This window comes from Candidatus Dormiibacter sp. (genome assembly GCF_050999135.1).
GTDB classification, from domain to species: domain Bacteria; phylum Chloroflexota; class Dormibacteria; order Dormibacterales; family Dormibacteraceae; genus Dormiibacter; species Dormiibacter spiritus.
The window spans coordinates 1-18,496 of record NZ_JBPCPN010000028.1; the positions used below are offsets into that span (position 1 = coordinate 1).

Here is an 18,496-nt window from a genome sequence, read left to right on the forward strand (position 1 = left end):
AACGGGCGGGAAAGGAGCCTTGATGCCAGCTGCCTTCATCGCCGCAATCGCCCCGCCGGCGGTACCGTCGTTGGCCGCATAGATGCCGTCGACCTTGTTGCCCAGCGCCGTCAGCGCCTGCTGCGCCCCCCCCCCCGCCGCCCCCCTCCCCCTCCGCTTCCCCCTCCCCCCCCCCCCCCCCCCCCCCCCCCCCCCCCCCCCCCCCCCCCCCCCCACGCCCGACTTCTAAACGGGCCACCCGATGGGGGTGGCAACCCGTACGCCCATCCTGCAGCTGGCGGGGATCAGCAAGCGCTTCGGCGCTGTGCAGGCCCTGGCCGATGTCGACTTCGAGGTCTACGCGGAGGAGGTAGTGGGCTTGGTCGGCGACAACGGCGCTGGCAAGTCGACCCTGGTCAAGACGATCGCCGGCATCAACGTGGCCGACCAGGGCACCTACAGCTTCCAGGGCAAGGCTGTGCATGTGCACGGGCCGAACGACGTGACCAAGCTTGGTGTGTCGACCGTCTACCAGGACCTGGCGCTCTGCGACAACCTCGACGTCGTCAACAACCTCTACTTGGGCCGGGAGGATAGCGGCGGGCTGCCGGTGCTCAAAGAAGAGCCGATGGAGAAGCGGGCGCGGGACGTGCTCCGCGGATTGTCGGTCAAGATCCCGCATGTTCGCACACCTGTGGCGGAGCTGTCGGGTGGCCAGCGTCAGTCGGTGGCAGTCGCCAGATCGGTCATGTGGGACGCCAAGGTAGTTCTGCTCGACGAGCCCACCGCGGCCCTCGGCGTCGCTCAGACGCGCCAGGTCCTGGACCTGATCCTGCGCCTTCGCGAGCGGGGCCTGGGGGTGGTGGTGATCAGCCATAACATGGCCGACGTGTTTGAGGTGTGCGATCGCATAGTGGTGATGCGCCTCGGCCGGCGAGTGGCGACGTTCGATGTCAAGGCGGCCAGCCGGGAGGAGGTGGTGGGCGCCATCACGGGCGCCGAGTTCGGCAAGCTGCGAGCGAGCGACGCGCCCGCGGAGGACCTGGCCTGAGCACCGCAGTTCAGCCCCAACCTGCAGGCGCCGAGGCCCCGACTGGCGTTGGCGGCTGGCTCTCCAGCCGCGTGCGCCGCCTACGGGAAGGAGACGTCGGCTCCCTGCCGGTGATCGTCGGCCTCATCCTGATCTGGGCGGTCTTCTGGTTCCTGAACCCCAACTTCCTGACGCCACGCAACCTCACCAACCTGGCGACCCAGACAGCGGCGACCGGGACCATCTCGGTAGGCATAGTTCTCGTCCTCCTGCTGGGGGAGATCGATCTCTCGGTGGGGCAGGTCAGCGGGCTCTGCGCCGGCATCATGGCGGTGCTGAACGTGAAGCATGGCGTGCCGGCGTGGCTCGCGATCGCGAGCGCCGTTGCGGCGGGCGGCGCCATCGGACTCGTCCAGGGCTTCTGGTTCAGCCGGCTGCGCATCCCCTCATTCGTGGTCACGCTGGCGGGACTGCTGGCGTGGCAAGGCGCCCTGCTGCTGGTCCTGGGCTCGACCGGGACGCTCAACCTCACAGATAACACCGTCGACGCGCTGGCGGGCACCTATCTGCCCGATTGGGCCGGGTGGGCGGTGGGCGTGATTGTGATTCTGGCGTTCGCCGGCAGCGGGCTCTTGACCCGGCGCCGGCGCCGCGCCGCCGACTTGGACGTCGGTCCCATCGGCGCCTGGCTGGCGGGCCTGATAGTTCTCGTAATCCTGGTCGCCGCGGCTCTTTTGGTGCTGAACGGCTACCTCGGCGTGCCCCTGGCCCTCCTCATCCTGCTCGGATTCGCCGCCGGCTTCGACTTTCTGGTTCGGCGCACGCGCTTCGGGCGCTACATCATGGCGGTCGGCGGCAGCCCCGAGGCGGCACGCCGCGCCGGCATCTCCGTGAACGGCATCCGCGTCGCCGTCTTCGCGCTGGCCGGCGTCATGGCGGCGTGCGGCGGGGTTCTGGCCGCTTCCCGGCTGCTGGCGGTCAATCAGTCATCCGGCGGCTCGGACCTGCTGCTGAACGTCATCGCAGCCGCCGTGATAGGAGGTACCTCGCTGTTCGGCGGCCGGGGCTCCGTCTGGTCGGCTGTCACCGGCGCGTTGGTGATCATCTCGATCTCGAACGGGATGGACCTGCTGGGACTGCCGGCGTCGATCAAGTTCGTCATCACGGGTGCAGTTCTGCTCGCGGCGGTGACCATCGACGGCGTCGCCCGGCACGGCCGGCAGGCGTCAGGCAAGGCGTAGACCTCCCCAACCATTCGGTAGACTGATCTTTCGGTTTGGCAGTAGATAGCGCAGTTAAGGAAAGGCTTGTCGGAGAGCATCAGCTCCACGATTCAGACACAGGCTCGCCAGAGGTTCAGGTTGCCATCTTCTCAGAGCGCATCAAGCAGCTCACTGAGCACCTGAAGGTCAATCAGAAGGACCATCACTCCCGGCGCGGGCTTCTTCTCCTGGTCGGCAAGCGGCGTCGCCTGCTCAACTACCTGAGCCATAACGACGTCGAGCGCTACCGCGCTCTGATCTCGAAGTTGGGTATCAGGCGATAGGAGAACGGGCGGGAAGAACCCGCCCCCAATATTTGTTGGGGGTCAGGCCCCTGGCACCCTGCCGCGACAGCGGGTTTCCTCGAAAAGTCGCAGCCGGTTGCAAGGTCCCTGACCTCCCTATGGAGGTACAACGTGGCTGAAGTCACGAAATCATTTGAACTGGCCGGGCGCAAGCTCAGCCTGAGCTCCGGCACCATGGCCGAGCAGGCCAACGGCGCGGTCCTGATCAAGGACGGCGACACAGTCATCCTCAGCACTGCGACAATGTCGCGAGAGCCGCGGCCGGGGATCGATTTCTTCCCGCTCACCTGTGACTACGAGGAGAAGCACTACGCGGTCGGCCGGATCCCGGGGGCGTTCATGCGCCGCGAGGGGCGACCGAGCGAGCAGGCCATCCTCAACTCACGGCTGACCGACCGGCCGCTGCGGCCGCTGTTTCCTGACGGCTTCCGGCATGACGTGCAGGTCATGTCGACCGTTCTGTCCACCGACCAGGTGAACGATCCCGCGACGCTGGCGATCAACGGCGCGTCCGCCGCCCTGACCATCTCCGACATCCCCTTCCTGGGTCCGGTGGGAGCGGTTCGCATGGGCTACCTGGACGGCCAGGTGGTGGTCAATCCCAAGCTCACCGATATGGATCGGTCAGAGCTCGATCTGGTCGTGGCCGGCACGAAGGACGCCATCCTGATGGTGGAGGCCGGCGCCAAGGGCGTCAGCGAGCAGATAGTTGTCGACGCGCTGGAGATGGCCCACCAGGCCATCGGCGTCATCTGCCAGGCGATCGAGGAGCTGCGTGCTGAGGTGGGTAAGCCGAAGCGGGAGTTCACCTCGCCGAGCTTCGATCAGACCCAGGTGGAAGCGGTCGGCGACTTCATCGCGGCTCGCTTGGACCAGGCCTGTTACAACCCGGACAAGGCCGACCGGGAGCTGCAGCTGGCCACTCTCAAGGCCGACACGAAGGCCGCGCTGGCCGAGCGCTGGCCTGACGACTCAGGCCAGCTGGACGCGATCTTCGAGAAGAAGGTGAAGGACCGGGTGCGCCAGCGGGTGATCGAAGAAGGCGTGCGGGTGGACGGCCGCGGCACCAAGGACGTTCGCGACATAACCGTCCAGGTCGGGGTCCTGCCTCGCACTCATGGTTCGGGCATGTTCAGGCGCGGCCAGACGCAGGCGCTGACGATCCTGACCCTGGGCACCATGGGCGACGCCCAGAAGATCGACGGCCTGGGGCTCGAGGTCTCCAAGCGCTACATGCATCACTACAACATGCCGCCCTATTCGGTCGGCGAAGCGAAACCGCTGCGCAGCCCTGGCCGGCGCGAGATCGGCCATGGCGCCCTGGCGGAGCGGGCGCTGCTGCCTGTGCTTCCGTCGCTGGATGACTGGCCTTACACCATGCGGCTGGTCTCGGAGATCCTTTCCTCCAACGGCTCGACCTCCATGGCATCGGTCTGTGGCTCCACCCTGGCTCTCATGGACGCCGGCGTTCCCCTCACGGCGCCGGTGGCGGGCATCGCGATGGGCCTCGTCACCCGCGAGGGTCGCTACGCCATCCTGACCGACATCCAGGGGGTCGAGGACGCGCTGGGTGATATGGACTTCAAGGTGGCGGGGACCAAGGACGGCATCACCGCTCTGCAGATGGACATCAAGATCAAAGGGCTTTCCCGGCAGATGATGGCCGAGGCCCTGGAGCAGGCCCGCGCCGCCCGGCTGCACGTGCTGCAGAAGATGCTTGACGTGATCCCCGAGCCGCGCAAGGAGATGAGCGAGTACTCACCTCGAATCACAACGCTGCAGATCAACCCTGACAAGATCCGGGACATCATCGGTCCCGGCGGCAAGGTGATCCGGAAGATTGTCGAAGAGACCGGCGTCCAGATCGACGTCGAGGACGACGGCAGGGTCTTCATCGCCTCCTCGGATCAGGACGGAGCCCGGCGCGCGATCGACTGGATCAAAGGTCTGACGGACGAGGTCGAGGTGGGCAAGATCTACCGGGGCAAGGTGGTTCGCATCATGCCCTTCGGCGCCTTTGTCGAGGTGCTGCCCAACCAGGATGGGCTGGTGCACGTCTCCAAGCTCACCGACCACCGCGTTGAGCGGGTGGAGGAGGTCGCAAACCTGGGCGATGAGATCATGGTCAAGGCGTCCGAGATCGACAGCCAGGGCCGGCTGAACCTGAGCCGGCAGGCCGCCATCGAGGAGCTGACCCGGGAGGGGCTGCCGATCGATGAGAAGATCGACCGCGAGCGGATGGCCGAGGCTCTCGCCCGTCCGGCGGAGACCTACGAACCCAGGGAGCGCAGCGGCGGCTTCCGGGGCGGCCGGGGCGGCGACCGGCGCCGCTAAGACCGGTCTGAGCAGGGCATGATCAAGGTGCTGCTGAGCGGCCACAGGGGCCGCGCCGGCAGCGCCGTGGCGTCCGCGCTCAACGCGGCGGCTGACGTCGACTATGTCGGGGGCTGCGGCCGGGAGGACGATCTGGCCGAACGGCTGGCTGAGCGGCGACCGGAGGTGATGGTCGACTTCAGCCTGCCCGGCGCAGCCCTGGCCAACGGCAAGGCAGCGCTGGCTGCGGGGGCGGCTCCTCTCATCGGAACGAGCGGTCTCTCCGACGCCGCTGTGGCGGAGCTGGAGGCTGGCTGCGCTGAAGCCCGCGTGGGTGGAGGCGTCATCCCCAACTTCGCGGTGGGCGCAGTGGTGATGATGTGGCTGGCCGAACAAGCAGCTGCTTTCTTTGAAGCGGCCGAGCTGGTGGAGACCCACGACTCTCGCAAGCTCGACGCTCCTTCGGGCACTGCGCTGGCCACTGCCAAGCGCCTGGCGGCGGCCGGTTCGTTCAGCTACCGGCGACCGGAGAAGGTGGCGCTCCCGGAGGCGCGCGGAGGGGAGTTGGGGGGAGTGGGGGTTCACTCGCTACGCCTGCCGGGAGTGATGGCCGAGCAGGAGGTCCTCTTCGGGCTGGCCGGCCAGACCCTCACCATCGGGCACCGCGTCTACAGCCGCGATGCGTATGGTCCCGGAGTGCTGCTCGCCGTCCGCCAAATAGCTGCCGAACAGCGCTTCTACCGCGGCTTGGAGCAACTTCTGGGCCTCTCAGACCGGCGGCACTAACCTCGGGGGCCTGACGGAAGCGGTGACAGCGCCAGACCGGCTCCGAAGGTTGGGTCGCCCTTCCGGGACCGGCTGTAGACTCTAGCGCTCATGGCAGCGTCGCGTGCGCTCACTGTCGCCGTCGTTGGCGCCACAGGTGTAGTCGGCCAGGAGATGTTCAAGGTTCTGGACCAGCGCCGCTTTCCGATCAGCAGGCTCAAGGCTCTGGCCAGCGAGCGCTCGGCCGGGCTGGAAGTGCGCTGCGGCGATCACCAGGTCCCGGTCGAACCCCTGGCAGAAGATTCCTTCAGGGGCGTGGACCTGGCGCTGTTCAGCGCGGGTTCCGACATCTCGCTCATCTACGCGCCGACAGCCGTCGAGTCCGGTGCACTGGTGGTCGACAACAGCTCGGCTTGGCGGCTGAGGGAGAACGTGCCGTTGGTGGTGCCCGAGGTCAACCCGGAGGACTTGAGGCAGACCGAGGGCATAGTCGCCAACCCGAACTGCTGCGCCATACCGCTGGCAGTTGTGCTGGAGCCGCTGCGGCGGGAAGCTGGCCTGGCTCGGGTCCACGTTTCCACCTATCAGTCAGCTTCTGGCGCCGGCAGGGCGCTGGTAATGGAGTTGGAGGACCAAACGCGAGCTATCGCGGAGGGTCGCCAGCCCGCTGCCACCGTCTATCCACAGCAGCTGGCCTACAACGTAGTGCCGGGCGGCTGGCCGATCGAGCCCGAGGGGTACAACGAGGAGGAGATGAAGCTGGCGCACGAGACCCGCAAAATCCTGCACGAGCCCAACCTTCCACTCGCCGCCACCTGCGTCAGGGTCCCGGTTCCGATCGGGCACGCTGAATCGGTCTTCGTGGATACGGAGCGCATGCTGACGGCTGAGGAGGCCCGAACCCTGCTGGGCACGGCGCCCGGCGTGATAGTTGAGGACGACCCCGCGGCCAAGCTCTATCCGACCCCGGCCAGCGTCGCCGGCAAGGACGAGGTCTACGTCGGTCGCATCCGCAACGACCTCTCCGGCAGCCGCGGATTGGCGCTCTGGGTGGTCTCTGACAACTTGCGCAAGGGCGCCGCTCTGAACGCGATCCAGGTCGCCGAGTGCGGCCGCGAGCTGGGAGTTATCTGAGACATGGCTGAGATCGGAAGGCTGCTGACGGCCATGCTCACGCCGTTCCACGAAGACGGCGAAGTCAACTATGAAGCCGCTCAGGACCTGGCCCGGCTCGTCGTCGGGGATGGGTCCGACGGCCTCGTGCTGGCCGGGACGACAGGCGAGGCGCCGACGCTCAGCGATGCTGAGAAGCTGCAGCTGGTTCGAGCTGTGAAGGAGGCGGTCCCTGCTGCCCAGATCGTGGCCGGGACCGGGACCAACGACACGCGGCATTCGATCCACCTGTCCGAGCAGGCGATGGGGGCCGGGGCAGACGCCCTGCTGGCAGTCGTGCCCTACTACAACAAGCCGACTCAGGAAGGCATGTTCCAGCACTTCCGGGCGATCGCCCAGGTGGGGCCGGTCATCATGTACAACATCCAGGGTCGGACGGCGGTCAACATGACAGCCGAGACGACGCTTCGCTGCGGCTCCCTGGCAGGCGTCATCGGCGTCAAAGAGGCGAGCGGGAACATCGAGCAGATGACGATGGTCTGTGCCGGAGCCTCGGACAGCTTTCGGGTCTGGTCGGGCGACGACGGGTTCACACTCCCGCTCCTGGCAGTGGGCGGCTACGGCGTCATCTCGGTCAGCGGGCATTTGGCCGGCCGAGCCTTCCAGCGAATGATCCAGGCCTATGTCGGCGGGCGTCCGGCTGAGGCGGCGGGGCTTGCTCAGCGGCTCCAGCCACTCATCAACGCCCTCATGACCATCGCCGCCAACCCCATCCCGCTCAAGACAGCCATGAACCAGCTGGGCTTTCCCGCCGGCCCCTTCCGGCTGCCTCTGACCCCGCTGGACGCCGCGGCCGCTGCCCGACTGAGCGAGGCGGTGGCGCGGGCCGGCGATCTGATCGCCACCGCATCGGGGCTGAGCAGCTGATCGCAGCCGAAGGGCTGGAGGCGCTCCATGCCCAGATTCGGGTCTGCACGCTCTGCCAGCTGCACAGTACGCGGACCAACGCTGTCCCCGGAACGGGGCCGGCGCCGGCCGAGATCATGGTGGTGGGGGAAGGGCCGGGCTTCAACGAGGACCTGCAGGGCAAGCCCTTCGTCGGCGCCGCGGGACAGCTGTTGGACAAGCTGCTGGCTCGAATCGGCCTGGACCGCTCGCAGGTCTTCATCACCAACGTCGTCAAGTGCCGGCCGCCCCAGAACCGCGACCCCCTGCCCCTGGAGGCTGAGACCTGCCTGCCCTACCTGCGTCGCCAGTTCAAACTGGTGAGGCCCAAGGCGGTTCTGATCCTCGGCCGGCACGCGCTGCAGCAGATGCTGCCCGGCGTCGGCTCTATCTCGCGAGTGCACGGTCAGTTCTTCGAGCGCTCGGGGGTCGGTTTCATGCCCTGCTACCACCCGGCGGCGGCCCTCCACAACGGCTCGCTGCTGGTGGATCTGGAGCGAGACTTCGAGCGGGTCCGCGCACATCTTGACAGCCTCGCGAGTCGCGCTGGGGAGAACCCGGAGTCGGCGCCCTCGGACCCTCCCCCGCTGGCCAGTGGAGCGCCGTTGCCCCGGCCGGCCGGCTCCCCTGAACCGGCTCAGCTGCGGCTGCTCTAAGGACCTGTCTTGCCTGCTTTGAAGTACGTGCCGCTGGGCGGCCTGGGCGAGGTAGGGCTCAACATGTGGGCGCTGGAGTGGGAGAGGGAGCTGGTAGTCATCGACGCCGGCCTCATGTTCGGGCAGGACGAGATGCCCGGCGTGGACCTGGTCCTGCCCGACCCGAGCTACCTGCTGCAGGCCGGCCGGAAGGTCCACGGCATCTTCCTGAGCCACGGTCACGAGGACCACATAGGCGGTCTGCCCTTCCTCCTGAAGCGGCTCAACGTGCCCGTCTTCGGCACGCCGCTTACGTTGGGACTGGCCAGATCGCGGCTCCGCGAGCACCGCATTCTCCGCGAGAGCGACCTCCGCGAAGTCCGGCTCGGAGATCGGGTCCGGCTCGGCCCCTTCAGCATCGAGACGGTGGCCGTCAGCCACAGCATCCCGGACGCCGCGGCCCTGATCATCGAGACCCCCATCGGCCGGCTGCTCTACACGAGCGACTTCAAGCTGGAGGCGGACCCGCCCTACGGCCGAGCCACAGACCTGGAGCGGTTCCGCCGCTTGGGCGAGCAGGGCGTGCTGCTGATGCTCAGCGACTCCACCAACGCCGAGCGAGAGGGCCACAGCGGCTCCGAGCGGGATCTGGTGCCCGAGTTCGAGCGGATCTTCACTGAAGCCCCCGGCCGGATTGTGGTCGCCTCCTTCGCCTCCAACATCCATCGGATCCAGCTGGCTGTCCGGCTGGCGGCCGAGCACGGCCGGCGGGTGGCGGTGGCCGGCCGCAGTCTGCGCAACGCCTTCCAGGTGGCGCGAGAGCTCGGCTATCTCGAGGTGCCGGAGAACCTGACTGTCAAGCTGGAGAAGGCCGGCGACGATCCGCGACTCGTACTGCTCACCGCCGGCAGCCAGGGCGAGCCCCTTTCCGCTCTGGCGCGTTTCGCAGCGCAGAAGCACCCAGTCGTCAACGTCAGGGCCGGCGACTGGGTGATCCTGTCGGCGCGGCCCATACCCGGCAACGAGCGACTGGTCAACCGGACGATCAACAACCTGTACCGCAACGGCGCCGAGCGCGTCTTCTACTCCGAGCTGGGCCACGTTCACGTCTCCGGTCATGCCTATCGCGACGAGCTGCGCCAACTGATCGAGCTGGTTCGGCCGCGGTTCTTCGTGCCGGTCCACGGTGAGTATCGCCAGCTCCACCACCACGCGGAGCTGGCGGTTGCCGCAGGCATCCCCAAGGAGCGAGTCTTCCTGGCCGAGGACGGGAATGTCATCGAGGTCACCCCGGAAGGGTTGAAGAAGACAGCCGACAACGTGTCGGGTTTGGTTTACGTGGACGGCCTGGGCATCGGCGATGTCGGCCAGGCGGTCCTCCGCGACCGCCAGCACCTGGCCGCCGACGGCCTGGTCGTGGCCACTGTGGGAGTCGACCGAGACACCGGTGCCATCCGGCTGGGCCCCGAGGTAACCTCGCGCGGCTTCATCGCCAGTGGCGCTGAAGCCGACCTGCAGGAGGAGGCAACTCGGGCGGTGGCGGCCGCCGTCGCGCGGGCCGGGCGGCGGCCTGACCGCTCGTTGCTGCAGGAGGCGGTCCATGACGCCGTCTCGCAGCTGCTCTGGAAAAAGACAGGGCGCCGGCCCATGGTCGTGCCGCTGGTCACCGAGGTCTAGCCAAGCCTGAGCCCCAGGGGGGGCGAGCGAAGCCTATAATCCGCGCTGAGGGCAGATCCTCCAGGTTTCTCCATGCGTCGCAGCACAGCTCGTACTTCACGCCCACGCCTTGGTTCGAGGACCAACCGCTCGGCCCGTCCCCGCGGTGGCTTCGGCGCGCGGCGAATGCCCCAGCTCACGCCTGCGCAGATTCGCGAAGGCAGCGGCATCCTCCTCCTCTTTTTGGGCCTGTTGAGCCTGCTCGCCATGGTCTATGCGGGCGGCCCTGTGCTCACCAACCTGCGCCACCTGCTCTTCGCCGGCTTCGGTTACGGCTGGCTCCTGCCCACAGTGGGCTTGCTCGCCTTGAGCGTCTACCTGATCTGGCCTCACCCACCGCCGGTCGGGCCGCTGCCGCCGCTGGCAGCCGGGGCGGCGGCCCTGGCCTGCCTGGGTCTACTCAGCCTTGCTTCGGCACCGGCCGGGGGAGCGGCGGGCCGGCTGATCGAGCGGCCGCTGAGCAGCCTTGGAGGCGGTCCGGGCGCTCTTCTGCTGCTGCTGCTGGCGCTTCTGCTCGGCTTGGTCCTCGCCTTTCGCCTCAGCCCCGGCAACATCATGCTCGCGGCGGCTCGTGGCGGCCGGCGCGCCTACGCCGAGCGCAGGCGGCTGGAAGAGCTGGTCGCCCGGTCCCAAGCCGCTGCCAAACGGGCGCCCAAGAAGGCTACGACGCCAGCGCTGGTGACGGCGGCCGAGCCGAACCTCGAGGAGATTCTCCGGCCTCTGCCGGAGGCAGACTGGCGCCCCGCTGCCACCGGCGCGGCCGCCACTTTGCCAGGCCCACCATTCGTTCAGCCCGGACAGGAAAGGGCCGGCGAACCGCTGGCCTTGCGCGTGGTGGCCGAACCGGAGGACGAGCTGCCGGAGATTGATTGGAAATTGCCACCGCTCACGCTCTTGGACACTCTCGTGGCGCGCAAGGAACGCATGCAGGAAGAGATCAAGCGGAACGTCCGCCTGATCGAGGGCACACTGGCCACCTTCGGCGTCCAGGCGCGCGTGATAGGAGTGAACTCCGGCCCTGCGGTCACCCAGTACGAGCTGCAGCCGGCCGCCGGCGTCGCGGTAAAGCGCATAGTCGCTCTCCAGAACGACCTCTCACTGGCGTTGGCGGCAGCCCCTCTCCGGATCGAGGCGCCGATCCCTGGCAAATCCGCAGTCGGACTGGAAGTGCCCAACCGCTCCGCTTCGCTGGTCTCCCTCCGGGAGGTGGTCGAGTCGCCCGCTTTCGCGGCCGGCTCCCACCAGATGGCCCTGGCCCTGGGCAACGACGTCTCCGGCCAGCCGATCACCGGCGACCTGACCCGATTGCCCCACCTGCTCATCGCGGGCGCCACCGGCCAGGGAAAGAGCGTCTGCATCAATGTTTTGATCACCAGCCTCCTGCTGCGCTGCACGCCCGAGCGCCTACGGCTCGTGATGATTGATCCCAAGCGGGTTGAGCTCTCCGGTTACAACGGGCTGCCTCATCTGGCGGTGCCGGTCATCGTCGAATCGCACCAGGCCGCCGCTGCCCTGCGCTGGGCGGTGGCCGAGATGGACCGCCGCTACAAGCTGCTCTCCGCCCAGGGCATGCGCAACATCGGCGCCTATAACGACAGGGCAGCGCAGCAGCATGCCCGCCCGCTTCCCTACGTGGTGATAGTCATCGACGAGCTGGCCGACCTCATGATGGTGGCGGCGGGAGAGATCGAGGAGCTGATCTGCCGGATCGCTCAGCTGGCCCGGGCGGTCGGCATCCACCTAATCATCGCCACGCAGCGCCCCTCCACCGACATCATCACCGGCCTGATCAAGGCCAACGTGCCCTCGAGGATCGCCTTTGCGGTGAGCTCGCAGGTGGACAGCAGGGTCATCCTGGACTCGGTCGGCGCCGAAAAGCTGCTCGGCCGCGGGGACATGCTCTACCAGCCTGTTGACGCCGGCAAGCCGACGCGGATCCAGGGCGCCTTCCTCTCCGATCAGGAGCTGGAGAGCGTCATCGGCTTCTGGCAGGCCCAGGGTGAGCCCCGATTCATCGAGGAGGTCCTGGAGGGGGGAGCGGCGCCACCTCTTCCAGGCGAGGGCGAGTCCGGCCGGCGTCTTGACCCGCTGTTCGCGCGGGCGGCCCGGGCGGTCGCCGCCGAGGGTGGAGCCTCCGTCTCCCTGGTTCAGCGCAAATTCAACGTCGGCTATTCGCGGGCCGGCCGGATAGTCGATCAGCTGGCCGAGCACCGCGTGATCGGGGCCTATCAGGGGAGCAAGTCGCGCGAGGTTCTGATGAACCTGCCCGATGTGGACGAACTGCTGGAACGCATTGGTCTGGAGGGCTGAGCCGGCGGCCGGTCGCGACCGCTGCCGGCGGCCGGTCAGGCCCGGCGTCAGCCGCTCGAGGGCGCCCCGCCCGCGCGGGCGGCCCGAGGCTCTGCGTTTGGCGGTTGCTGTCGACTAGAGTCGGAATCGGTGAACCTGCCTAACCTGCTCACCCTGGCGCGCCTGGCGACAATCCCGCTGCTCATGGCGCTGCTCATGCTGCGCTTTCCGTATCACGATCAGGCTGCCGCCGCGCTGTTCGTACTCGCTTCGCTCACAGACACGCTGGACGGGAATCTCGCGCGCAGCCGCAATCAGGTCACCGAACTGGGCAAGTTTCTCGACCCGCTGGCGGACAAGCTGTTCATTCTCTCCGTTCTGATAGTCCTGGTTCAAGAAGGCGAGCTGAGCGTTTGGGTGGTGATGGTGATCTTCAGCCGTGAGCTCTTGATCACCGTCCTGCGCTCCCTCTCAGCCAGCCAGGGGCATGTCATTTCGGCCACGCCGTTCGGAAAGACGAAGACAATCTCGCAGGTCCTGGCAGTGCTGCTGCTGATCCTGCAGCGGCCCTACCCGCAGCTGCGCTGGCTGGCGCTGGCGGCCGTCGCCTTCGCGGTCGTCTTCACAGTGGCGAGTGGAATGGACTACCTCTGGCGCTTCCGGCACGTGGTCCTGCGGCCGCATTTCCGGGCGCGACCAGAAGCCGTTCCCGGCGGCGGCGCTCCCAGCGCAGGGCAGCAGGTCGACCCCCGGGTCGTCACCATTCATGAGCTGCTCGCCAAGCAGGACTGGAAGCTGGCGGTCGCCGAGTCCTGCACAGGTGGTCTGCTGGCAGCCACCTTCACTGACTCCCCAGGCAGCAGCGACTTTTTCAAAGGAGGCATCGTCTCCTACACCAATGAGGTCAAAGAGCATCTGCTGCAGGTGCCCGGCAGGCTGCTGGAGGATCCTGGTCCGGTCAGCGCAGAGGTTGCTCAGGCGATGGCGGAAAGCGTGCGGCGGCAGCTGGCAGCCGATCTGGGCGTCGCCATCACAGGTCTCGCCGGGCCCGAGTCGGACGGCACGGGCAAGCCGGTTGGGCTCACCTACATCTGGCTGGCCGACCAACGCGGCGGGGAAGGGCGGTCTTTCCAATTCGCGGGGGACCGCTGGCGGAATCGCCGGCAGGCGGTGTCGGAGGCTTTGGAACTCCTGCTCCGCCGGCTCCAGGAGGGGCCGAGCACTGCCAGCACATAGAGGTGCCCTTGCAATTTCCGAACGCCTGTTCGTATCATGAACGATCATCAGCCACCTGTAAAGATCTTTGACGCGGGCGCGGCGGCAACCCAGACTTCACCCCGAACTTTTCGCAGCCACCGACAATGAACCCAACATCAGCACAGGAGGACCGCCCCAGCATGGAAAAGGAAAAAGCCCTCGGCACAGCCATCCAGCAGATCGAGCGCAGCTATGGCAAGGGCGCCATCATGAAGCTGGGCGAGGTCCACGAAGGGCGTGACGTCTCGGTCATCCCCACTGGCGCCCTTCCCCTGGATCTGGCGCTCGGCGTCGGCGGCATGCCTCGAGGCCGGGTGGTGGAGATCTACGGCCCGGAATCGGCCGGCAAGACCACAGTCGCACTCCATGTTGTGGCAGAGGCGCAGAAGCAGGGGGGCACAGCCGCCTTCGTCGATGCCGAGCATGCGCTTGACCCGCTCTACGCCTCGCGCATCGGGGTCAACATCGACGAGCTGCTGATCAGTCAGCCCGACACCGGTGAGCAAGCCTTGGAGATCGTCGAGGTGCTGGTCAGGAGCGGAGCTGTCGACGTGATAGTCATCGACTCAGTGGCAGCCCTGGTGCCCAAAGCTGAGATCGAGGGCGAGATGGGTGACAGCCATGTCGGCCTGCAGGCGCGGCTCATGTCGCAGGCGCTGCGCAAGCTGACAGCCGCCATCTCGAAGTCGAACTGCACTGTCATCTTCCTGAACCAGCTGCGGGAAAAGGTAGGCATCATGTTCGGCAACCCGGAGACCCAGCCGGGCGGCCGGGCGCTGAAGTTCTACTCCTCGATCCGGCTGGACATCCGCCGGGTGGAGTCGATCAAGAGCGGTCTGGACAGCATTGGCAACCGGGTCAAGGTCAAGGTGGTCAAGAACAAGGTCGCCCCGCCTTTCCGGCTGGCCGAGTTCGACATCCTCTTCAACGAAGGCATCTCGCGGGAAGGCGCCCTCATCGACGCGGCAGTCGAGTACGGGATCATCGAGAAGAGCGGCACCTGGATGTCCTACGGCGAGGCCCGCTTGGGCCAGGGCCGCGAGAACGTGCGCAACTATTTGCGCGAGAACCCCACGCTCTCCAGTGAGATGGACGCGAAGGTGCGGGAGAAGGCGGCCACTCAGGTCTCAGCGCCGCTGCGGACCTCGGCCGCCATCCGGACAGCGGAGGCGACAGTCGCCCCAGCCTAGGCCTTCACGCGGGGCGTCCCGGGCCTCGCCCCCAGCGCCTGATCCCCAGGAGGTGGCCGTCCGGCTGCTGGCCTTGAGAGCGCACGGGGAGGAGGAACTGCGCCGCAAGTTGTTGCGGCGCGGGTGCGTGGCGGAGGACGTGGAAGCCGCTCTGGCTCAGCTTCGGGGGTCAGGGTACCTGGATGACCTGGAGGTGGCTCGAAGCTTGGTCCGCCGCCGCTCGCAGGCCCGCGGTCGCGCTCTCATCGCGCAGGAGCTGATCTCGCTGGGCATCTCGCGCGAGGTGACGGCGCAAGCGCTGGCCGAGTTGAGTGAGCAAGTCGAGGCGGCCGCCGCGCGTCATCTGATCGAGTCGGAGCCGGGCTTGCAGCAGCGGCGCCTCGCCGGGCGGCTCCAGAGGCGGGGTTTCGCCCCCTGGCAGGTTCGCCGACTCCTGGCCGAGCGCTCAACGGACGAGAACGCCGGCGCCTGAAGCGGGCCCAGCCGCCGGTCCTTCAGCGCTTGCGCGCCGCCGGTTGGCCGCGCGCCGCTTAGAATATTTGGTTTAGACATCCAGACATCTGGATGTGAGTTCTGTATCTGTTCTGACCCCAGGGCTTCGCCCCGCTGGGGGATCAGCACCTTTACAACCGAATAAACCAAGAGGTGAACCAAGCCAATGTCTACCTACATCGTTTTGTTCTTGGCGGTGGTGATCACAGCGGTCCTGGCGGGAGGCATCGTGTACCTCCTCCAGCGGGCAGGCTTCAGGACGAAGGAGCAGGCGGACCTCGTCGACTACGAGGCGCGCACGAAGGCACTTCAGCAGAGGCAGGCCGAGGCGGAGAACGACGTCAAGGCGCGTTTGCTCGAAGCCAAGGAAGAGGCCGTGCGGATCCGAACCGCCTCGGAGCAGGAGGCGCGCGAGATCAGGGCTCAGGCCCAGCAGGAGCAGCGCCGCCTGCATCAGAAGGAGGAGAACCTGGAGCGCCGCCTCGATGAGGTGGAGCGAAGGGAGCAGAGGATCTCCGATAAGGAGCACGCCCTTGACGACGCGAGGGCGGAACTGGAAGCGGCTACCAGGCAGCAGCTGGTGGAGCTGGAGCGGGTGGCTGGCCTTTCCCGGCAGGAAGCGCAGGCAGTAGTGCTCGACCGCGTCGAGCAGGAGCTGCGCAATGAGACAGCACGGCGCGTGCGGGACGCCGAATTGGCCGCTCGCGACGATTCTGATCGGCGCGCAAGAGTGGTTGTGACCGAAGCGATCCAGCGGATAGCGGCGGACCAGACGGCGGAGTCGTCGGTTTCGGTGCTGCCGCTGCCGAACGAAGAGATCAAGGGCCGCATCATCGGCCGCGAAGGGCGCAACATCCGTGCTCTTCAACAAGCGACAGGAATCGACTTCATCATCGACGACACGCCTGAAGCCATAGTGTTGAGCGGCTTCAATCCGATCCGCCGCGAGGTGGCGCGGACGGCTCTCAACAAGCTCATCGTGGACGGCCGGATCCACCCGGCCCGAATCGAAGAGGTGGTGGCCAAAGCCAAGGTCGAGGTCGATCAGCGGGTGAAGGAGGAAGGCGAGGCGGCCGTGCTGGAGATCGGGATGCAGGGTCTGCACCCCGAGATCGTGAGACACCTGGGCATGCTCCGCTTTCGAACCAGCTACGGGCAGCAGGTTCTGAACCACTCCAAGGAGGTCGCCCACCTTGCCGCCATGATGGCGGCGGAGATCGGTGCCGACGTCAAGCTGGCCAAGATGGCGGGCTTGCTCCACGACATCGGCAAGGCCATCGATCACGAGATCGAGGGCTCGCATGCTGTGATCGGGGCCGACCTGATTCAGCGGCACGGGGTCCCGGCGGCGGTTGTACATGCCGTCAGGGCCCACCACTACGACGAGGAGCCTCACAGCCTGGAGGCCCAGCTGCTGATCGCGGCGGATGCAATATCTGCCGCCCGGCCGGGGGCGCGCCGAGAAACCCTCGACGCTTACGTGAAGCGGCTGGAGAAGCTGGAGGAGATCGCCAACTCCTTTCGCGGAGTGCAGCAGTCGTTCGCCATTCAGGCCGGCCGCGAGGTGCGAATCATCGTCAGGCCGGAGCAGATCGACGACGCGAACGCCCAGCACATGGCCCGCGACATCGCCAAGCGCATCGAGAGCGAGCTCAGCTATCCGGGCCAGATTCGGGTGACAGTGGTGCGCGAGACGCGCGCCACCGAGTACGCCAAGTAACGCAATCAGTTCGAGCGCCTTGATTCAACCAGTCAAGAAGGGAGCCCTCGCCGGGGCTCCCTTTTTTGTCGATCGCTTGGACTGCCCACGCGATGAGTTTTCGTCTCGCGATCGGTCACTGGCTGTGGCAGAGCAGCCTTGCAGGAGGAAGGAGAGCCCAATGTTCAACTCAATGGTGAACTTCACCGCGATCATCGTCCGTCGCTCCGGTGAGATGAGCTTGAAGCCATGCTGATCTACTCGATGGGCGTCTCGGTGGACGGCTTTATCGCCGCACCGACCATGCCACTCGGCTCGACGCACAGCATTTAGGACGTGGGGTGGATACTCCGCGCAAAGGCGAATACGACCCGGAACCAGACTCCACCACTGACCCAGAGTCCTGTGCGCAACGTTTCAAGCACCTGCCCGACCCCGTCCGGTTGTAGGACACGGTGGAGAGCCAGGAAGCCGACGCCGCGCGAGACCCTGAGGGCGGCCGAAACACCGATCGCGATTTCATGATCCGCTACTCCGGCGGCTGATCAGCGTCGCCATGTTCTGCGAGTCGCGCCGGGTGTGGCATCGCACTGCCGACGCGGCGCCGCTCAGAGGAGGTGCACGTCGCGTGCGGCCTGGACGGCGGCCTTGCGGTCGACGACTCCGAGCTTGTGGTAGATCGCCTTGCAGTGGGTCTTGACGGCATTGAGGGACAAGTACAGCTCCGACGCGATGTCGCGTTGCGACATCTCAGAGGCGGGTAGGTACCGCAGCACGGCGAGCTCCCGCTCGGTCAGGTGTTCGACGAGCGCGGCGACAGGAGTGCGGCTCCGCTCGGCAACGCCGTGGCGGGATTCGGTACGGCTCAGGTAGCGACCGGCTATACCGGGGTCCGGGCACTGGCCGAGGACGGAGCGGGCTTCGGTGATCAGCGGCAGGCCTGCCGGGTCGCCCAGGTCGGTCAGCGTGTCTCCGCAGACGGCTAGGACGTAGCCGAGCGCGAGATCGGTGGAGGCCCGCTTGGCCAGGCTCACGGCGAGCAGTGCGTCGGCGTGCGCACGAGCTGGGTCCGCCGTGGTACGAGCGCGGACCGCATAGGCCGTGGCCACCCCGTGATAGGCGCCCAGCCCGACATCGCGTGCGGTGTCGGCCGCGGTGCACGCAGCCGTCTGGGCACGTGCTGAGGCGCCGTCGTCGAGCTCCACGATGGCCAGGTGCACGAGCGCCAGGACGTGCGCTGCCGGGAATTGTTCGGCGACGGCGCGTTCCGCGGAGTAGCGCAGGATGCGTCGGGCGTCGTCAGCCTGTCCGGCCCAGGCGTAGGCCGCTCCGGTGGCGGTGGCGAGGTCGCAGTTGTGTGACGGCAGTTGATCGGTGGCGATCACGTCGCGGGCGGCGGCGAGCGCGGGGGCGACGTCGCCGCGGGCGAGGGCGAGGTTGATGCGCAGCGATGTCGCCGCGGTGTGGTCGAAGCCCTCCTCTGCTAGATCGCGCATGGTGTCGAGC

The 18,496-nt window shown here is 67.2% G+C and carries 14 protein-coding genes and 2 pseudogenes; 14 read left to right on the forward strand and 2 right to left on the reverse strand.

Going from position 1 to position 18,496, the window contains the following annotated elements; genetic code table 11:
- Window positions 1–123: pseudogene (locus tag ACR2MZ_RS07465) on the reverse strand (ABC transporter substrate-binding protein); the annotation flags it as partial.
- A 118-nt stretch (window positions 124–241) separates the two neighbouring features.
- Here ACR2MZ_RS07465 and ACR2MZ_RS07470 point away from each other — a divergent pair.
- The 14 genes and pseudogenes from ACR2MZ_RS07470 to rny all read left to right on the forward strand — a co-directional run bounded on the left by ACR2MZ_RS07470 (window position 242) and on the right by rny (window position 17,011).
- Entirely contained in the window at window positions 242–1,030 is a 789-nt protein-coding gene (locus ACR2MZ_RS07470; protein WP_434004436.1) for an ATP-binding cassette domain-containing protein, read from the forward strand.
- 110 nt (window positions 1,031–1,140) lie between these two features.
- Window positions 1,141–2,250 (forward strand): sugar ABC transporter permease, encoded by a 1,110-nt coding sequence (locus ACR2MZ_RS07475; protein WP_434004437.1) that lies wholly within the window; start codon window positions 1,141–1,143, stop codon window positions 2,248–2,250.
- Between the two features lie 35 nt (window positions 2,251–2,285).
- Complete coding sequence (gene rpsO, locus ACR2MZ_RS07480) at window positions 2,286–2,555, forward strand: 30S ribosomal protein S15 (protein ID WP_434004438.1); 270 nt, start codon at window positions 2,286–2,288, stop codon at window positions 2,553–2,555.
- A gap of 195 nt (window positions 2,556–2,750) precedes the next feature.
- Window positions 2,751–4,921: pseudogene (locus ACR2MZ_RS07485) on the forward strand (polyribonucleotide nucleotidyltransferase).
- A 7-nt stretch (window positions 4,922–4,928) separates the two neighbouring features.
- On the forward strand, window positions 4,929–5,675 hold the full coding sequence (gene dapB / locus ACR2MZ_RS07490) for a 4-hydroxy-tetrahydrodipicolinate reductase (protein WP_434004439.1): 747 nt from the start codon (window positions 4,929–4,931) through the stop codon (window positions 5,673–5,675).
- Between the two features lie 90 nt (window positions 5,676–5,765).
- Window positions 5,766–6,788 carry an aspartate-semialdehyde dehydrogenase gene (locus tag ACR2MZ_RS07495; protein ID WP_434004440.1) on the forward strand — a complete coding sequence of 341 codons (1,023 nt, stop codon included), beginning with the start codon at window positions 5,766–5,768 and terminating at the stop codon, window positions 6,786–6,788.
- Window positions 6,789–6,791: 3 nt separating this feature from the next.
- Window positions 6,792–7,694 (forward strand): 4-hydroxy-tetrahydrodipicolinate synthase, encoded by a 903-nt coding sequence (gene dapA / locus ACR2MZ_RS07500; protein WP_434004441.1) that lies wholly within the window; start codon window positions 6,792–6,794, stop codon window positions 7,692–7,694.
- Between the two features lie 35 nt (window positions 7,695–7,729).
- Window positions 7,730–8,368 (forward strand): uracil-DNA glycosylase, encoded by a 639-nt coding sequence (locus ACR2MZ_RS07505; RefSeq protein WP_434004449.1) that lies wholly within the window; start codon window positions 7,730–7,732, stop codon window positions 8,366–8,368.
- A gap of 9 nt (window positions 8,369–8,377) precedes the next feature.
- Window positions 8,378–10,024 carry a ribonuclease J gene (locus tag ACR2MZ_RS07510; protein WP_434004442.1) on the forward strand — a complete coding sequence of 549 codons (1,647 nt, stop codon included), beginning with the start codon at window positions 8,378–8,380 and terminating at the stop codon, window positions 10,022–10,024.
- A 165-nt stretch (window positions 10,025–10,189) separates the two neighbouring features.
- Window positions 10,190–12,373 carry a DNA translocase FtsK gene (locus tag ACR2MZ_RS07515; RefSeq protein WP_434004443.1) on the forward strand — a complete coding sequence of 728 codons (2,184 nt, stop codon included), beginning with the start codon at window positions 10,190–10,192 and terminating at the stop codon, window positions 12,371–12,373.
- 129 nt (window positions 12,374–12,502) lie between these two features.
- Window positions 12,503–13,588 (forward strand): CDP-diacylglycerol--glycerol-3-phosphate 3-phosphatidyltransferase, encoded by a 1,086-nt coding sequence (gene pgsA / locus ACR2MZ_RS07520; RefSeq protein WP_434004444.1) that lies wholly within the window; start codon window positions 12,503–12,505, stop codon window positions 13,586–13,588.
- A 161-nt stretch (window positions 13,589–13,749) separates the two neighbouring features.
- Window positions 13,750–14,799, forward strand: coding sequence for a recombinase RecA (gene recA / locus ACR2MZ_RS07525; protein ID WP_434004445.1), 1,050 nt, complete (start codon window positions 13,750–13,752; stop codon window positions 14,797–14,799).
- Between the two features lie 52 nt (window positions 14,800–14,851).
- On the forward strand, window positions 14,852–15,271 hold the full coding sequence (locus tag ACR2MZ_RS07530; protein WP_434004446.1) for a regulatory protein RecX: 420 nt from the start codon (window positions 14,852–14,854) through the stop codon (window positions 15,269–15,271).
- 186 nt (window positions 15,272–15,457) lie between these two features.
- Window positions 15,458–17,011 carry a ribonuclease Y gene (gene rny / locus ACR2MZ_RS07535; RefSeq protein ID WP_434004447.1) on the forward strand — a complete coding sequence of 518 codons (1,554 nt, stop codon included), beginning with the start codon at window positions 15,458–15,460 and terminating at the stop codon, window positions 17,009–17,011.
- 587 nt (window positions 17,012–17,598) lie between these two features.
- Here rny and ACR2MZ_RS07540 read toward each other — a convergent pair.
- Window positions 17,599–18,496, reverse strand: an 898-nt coding sequence (locus ACR2MZ_RS07540) for a helix-turn-helix transcriptional regulator (protein WP_434004448.1), incomplete at its 5' end; no start/stop codon positions are given.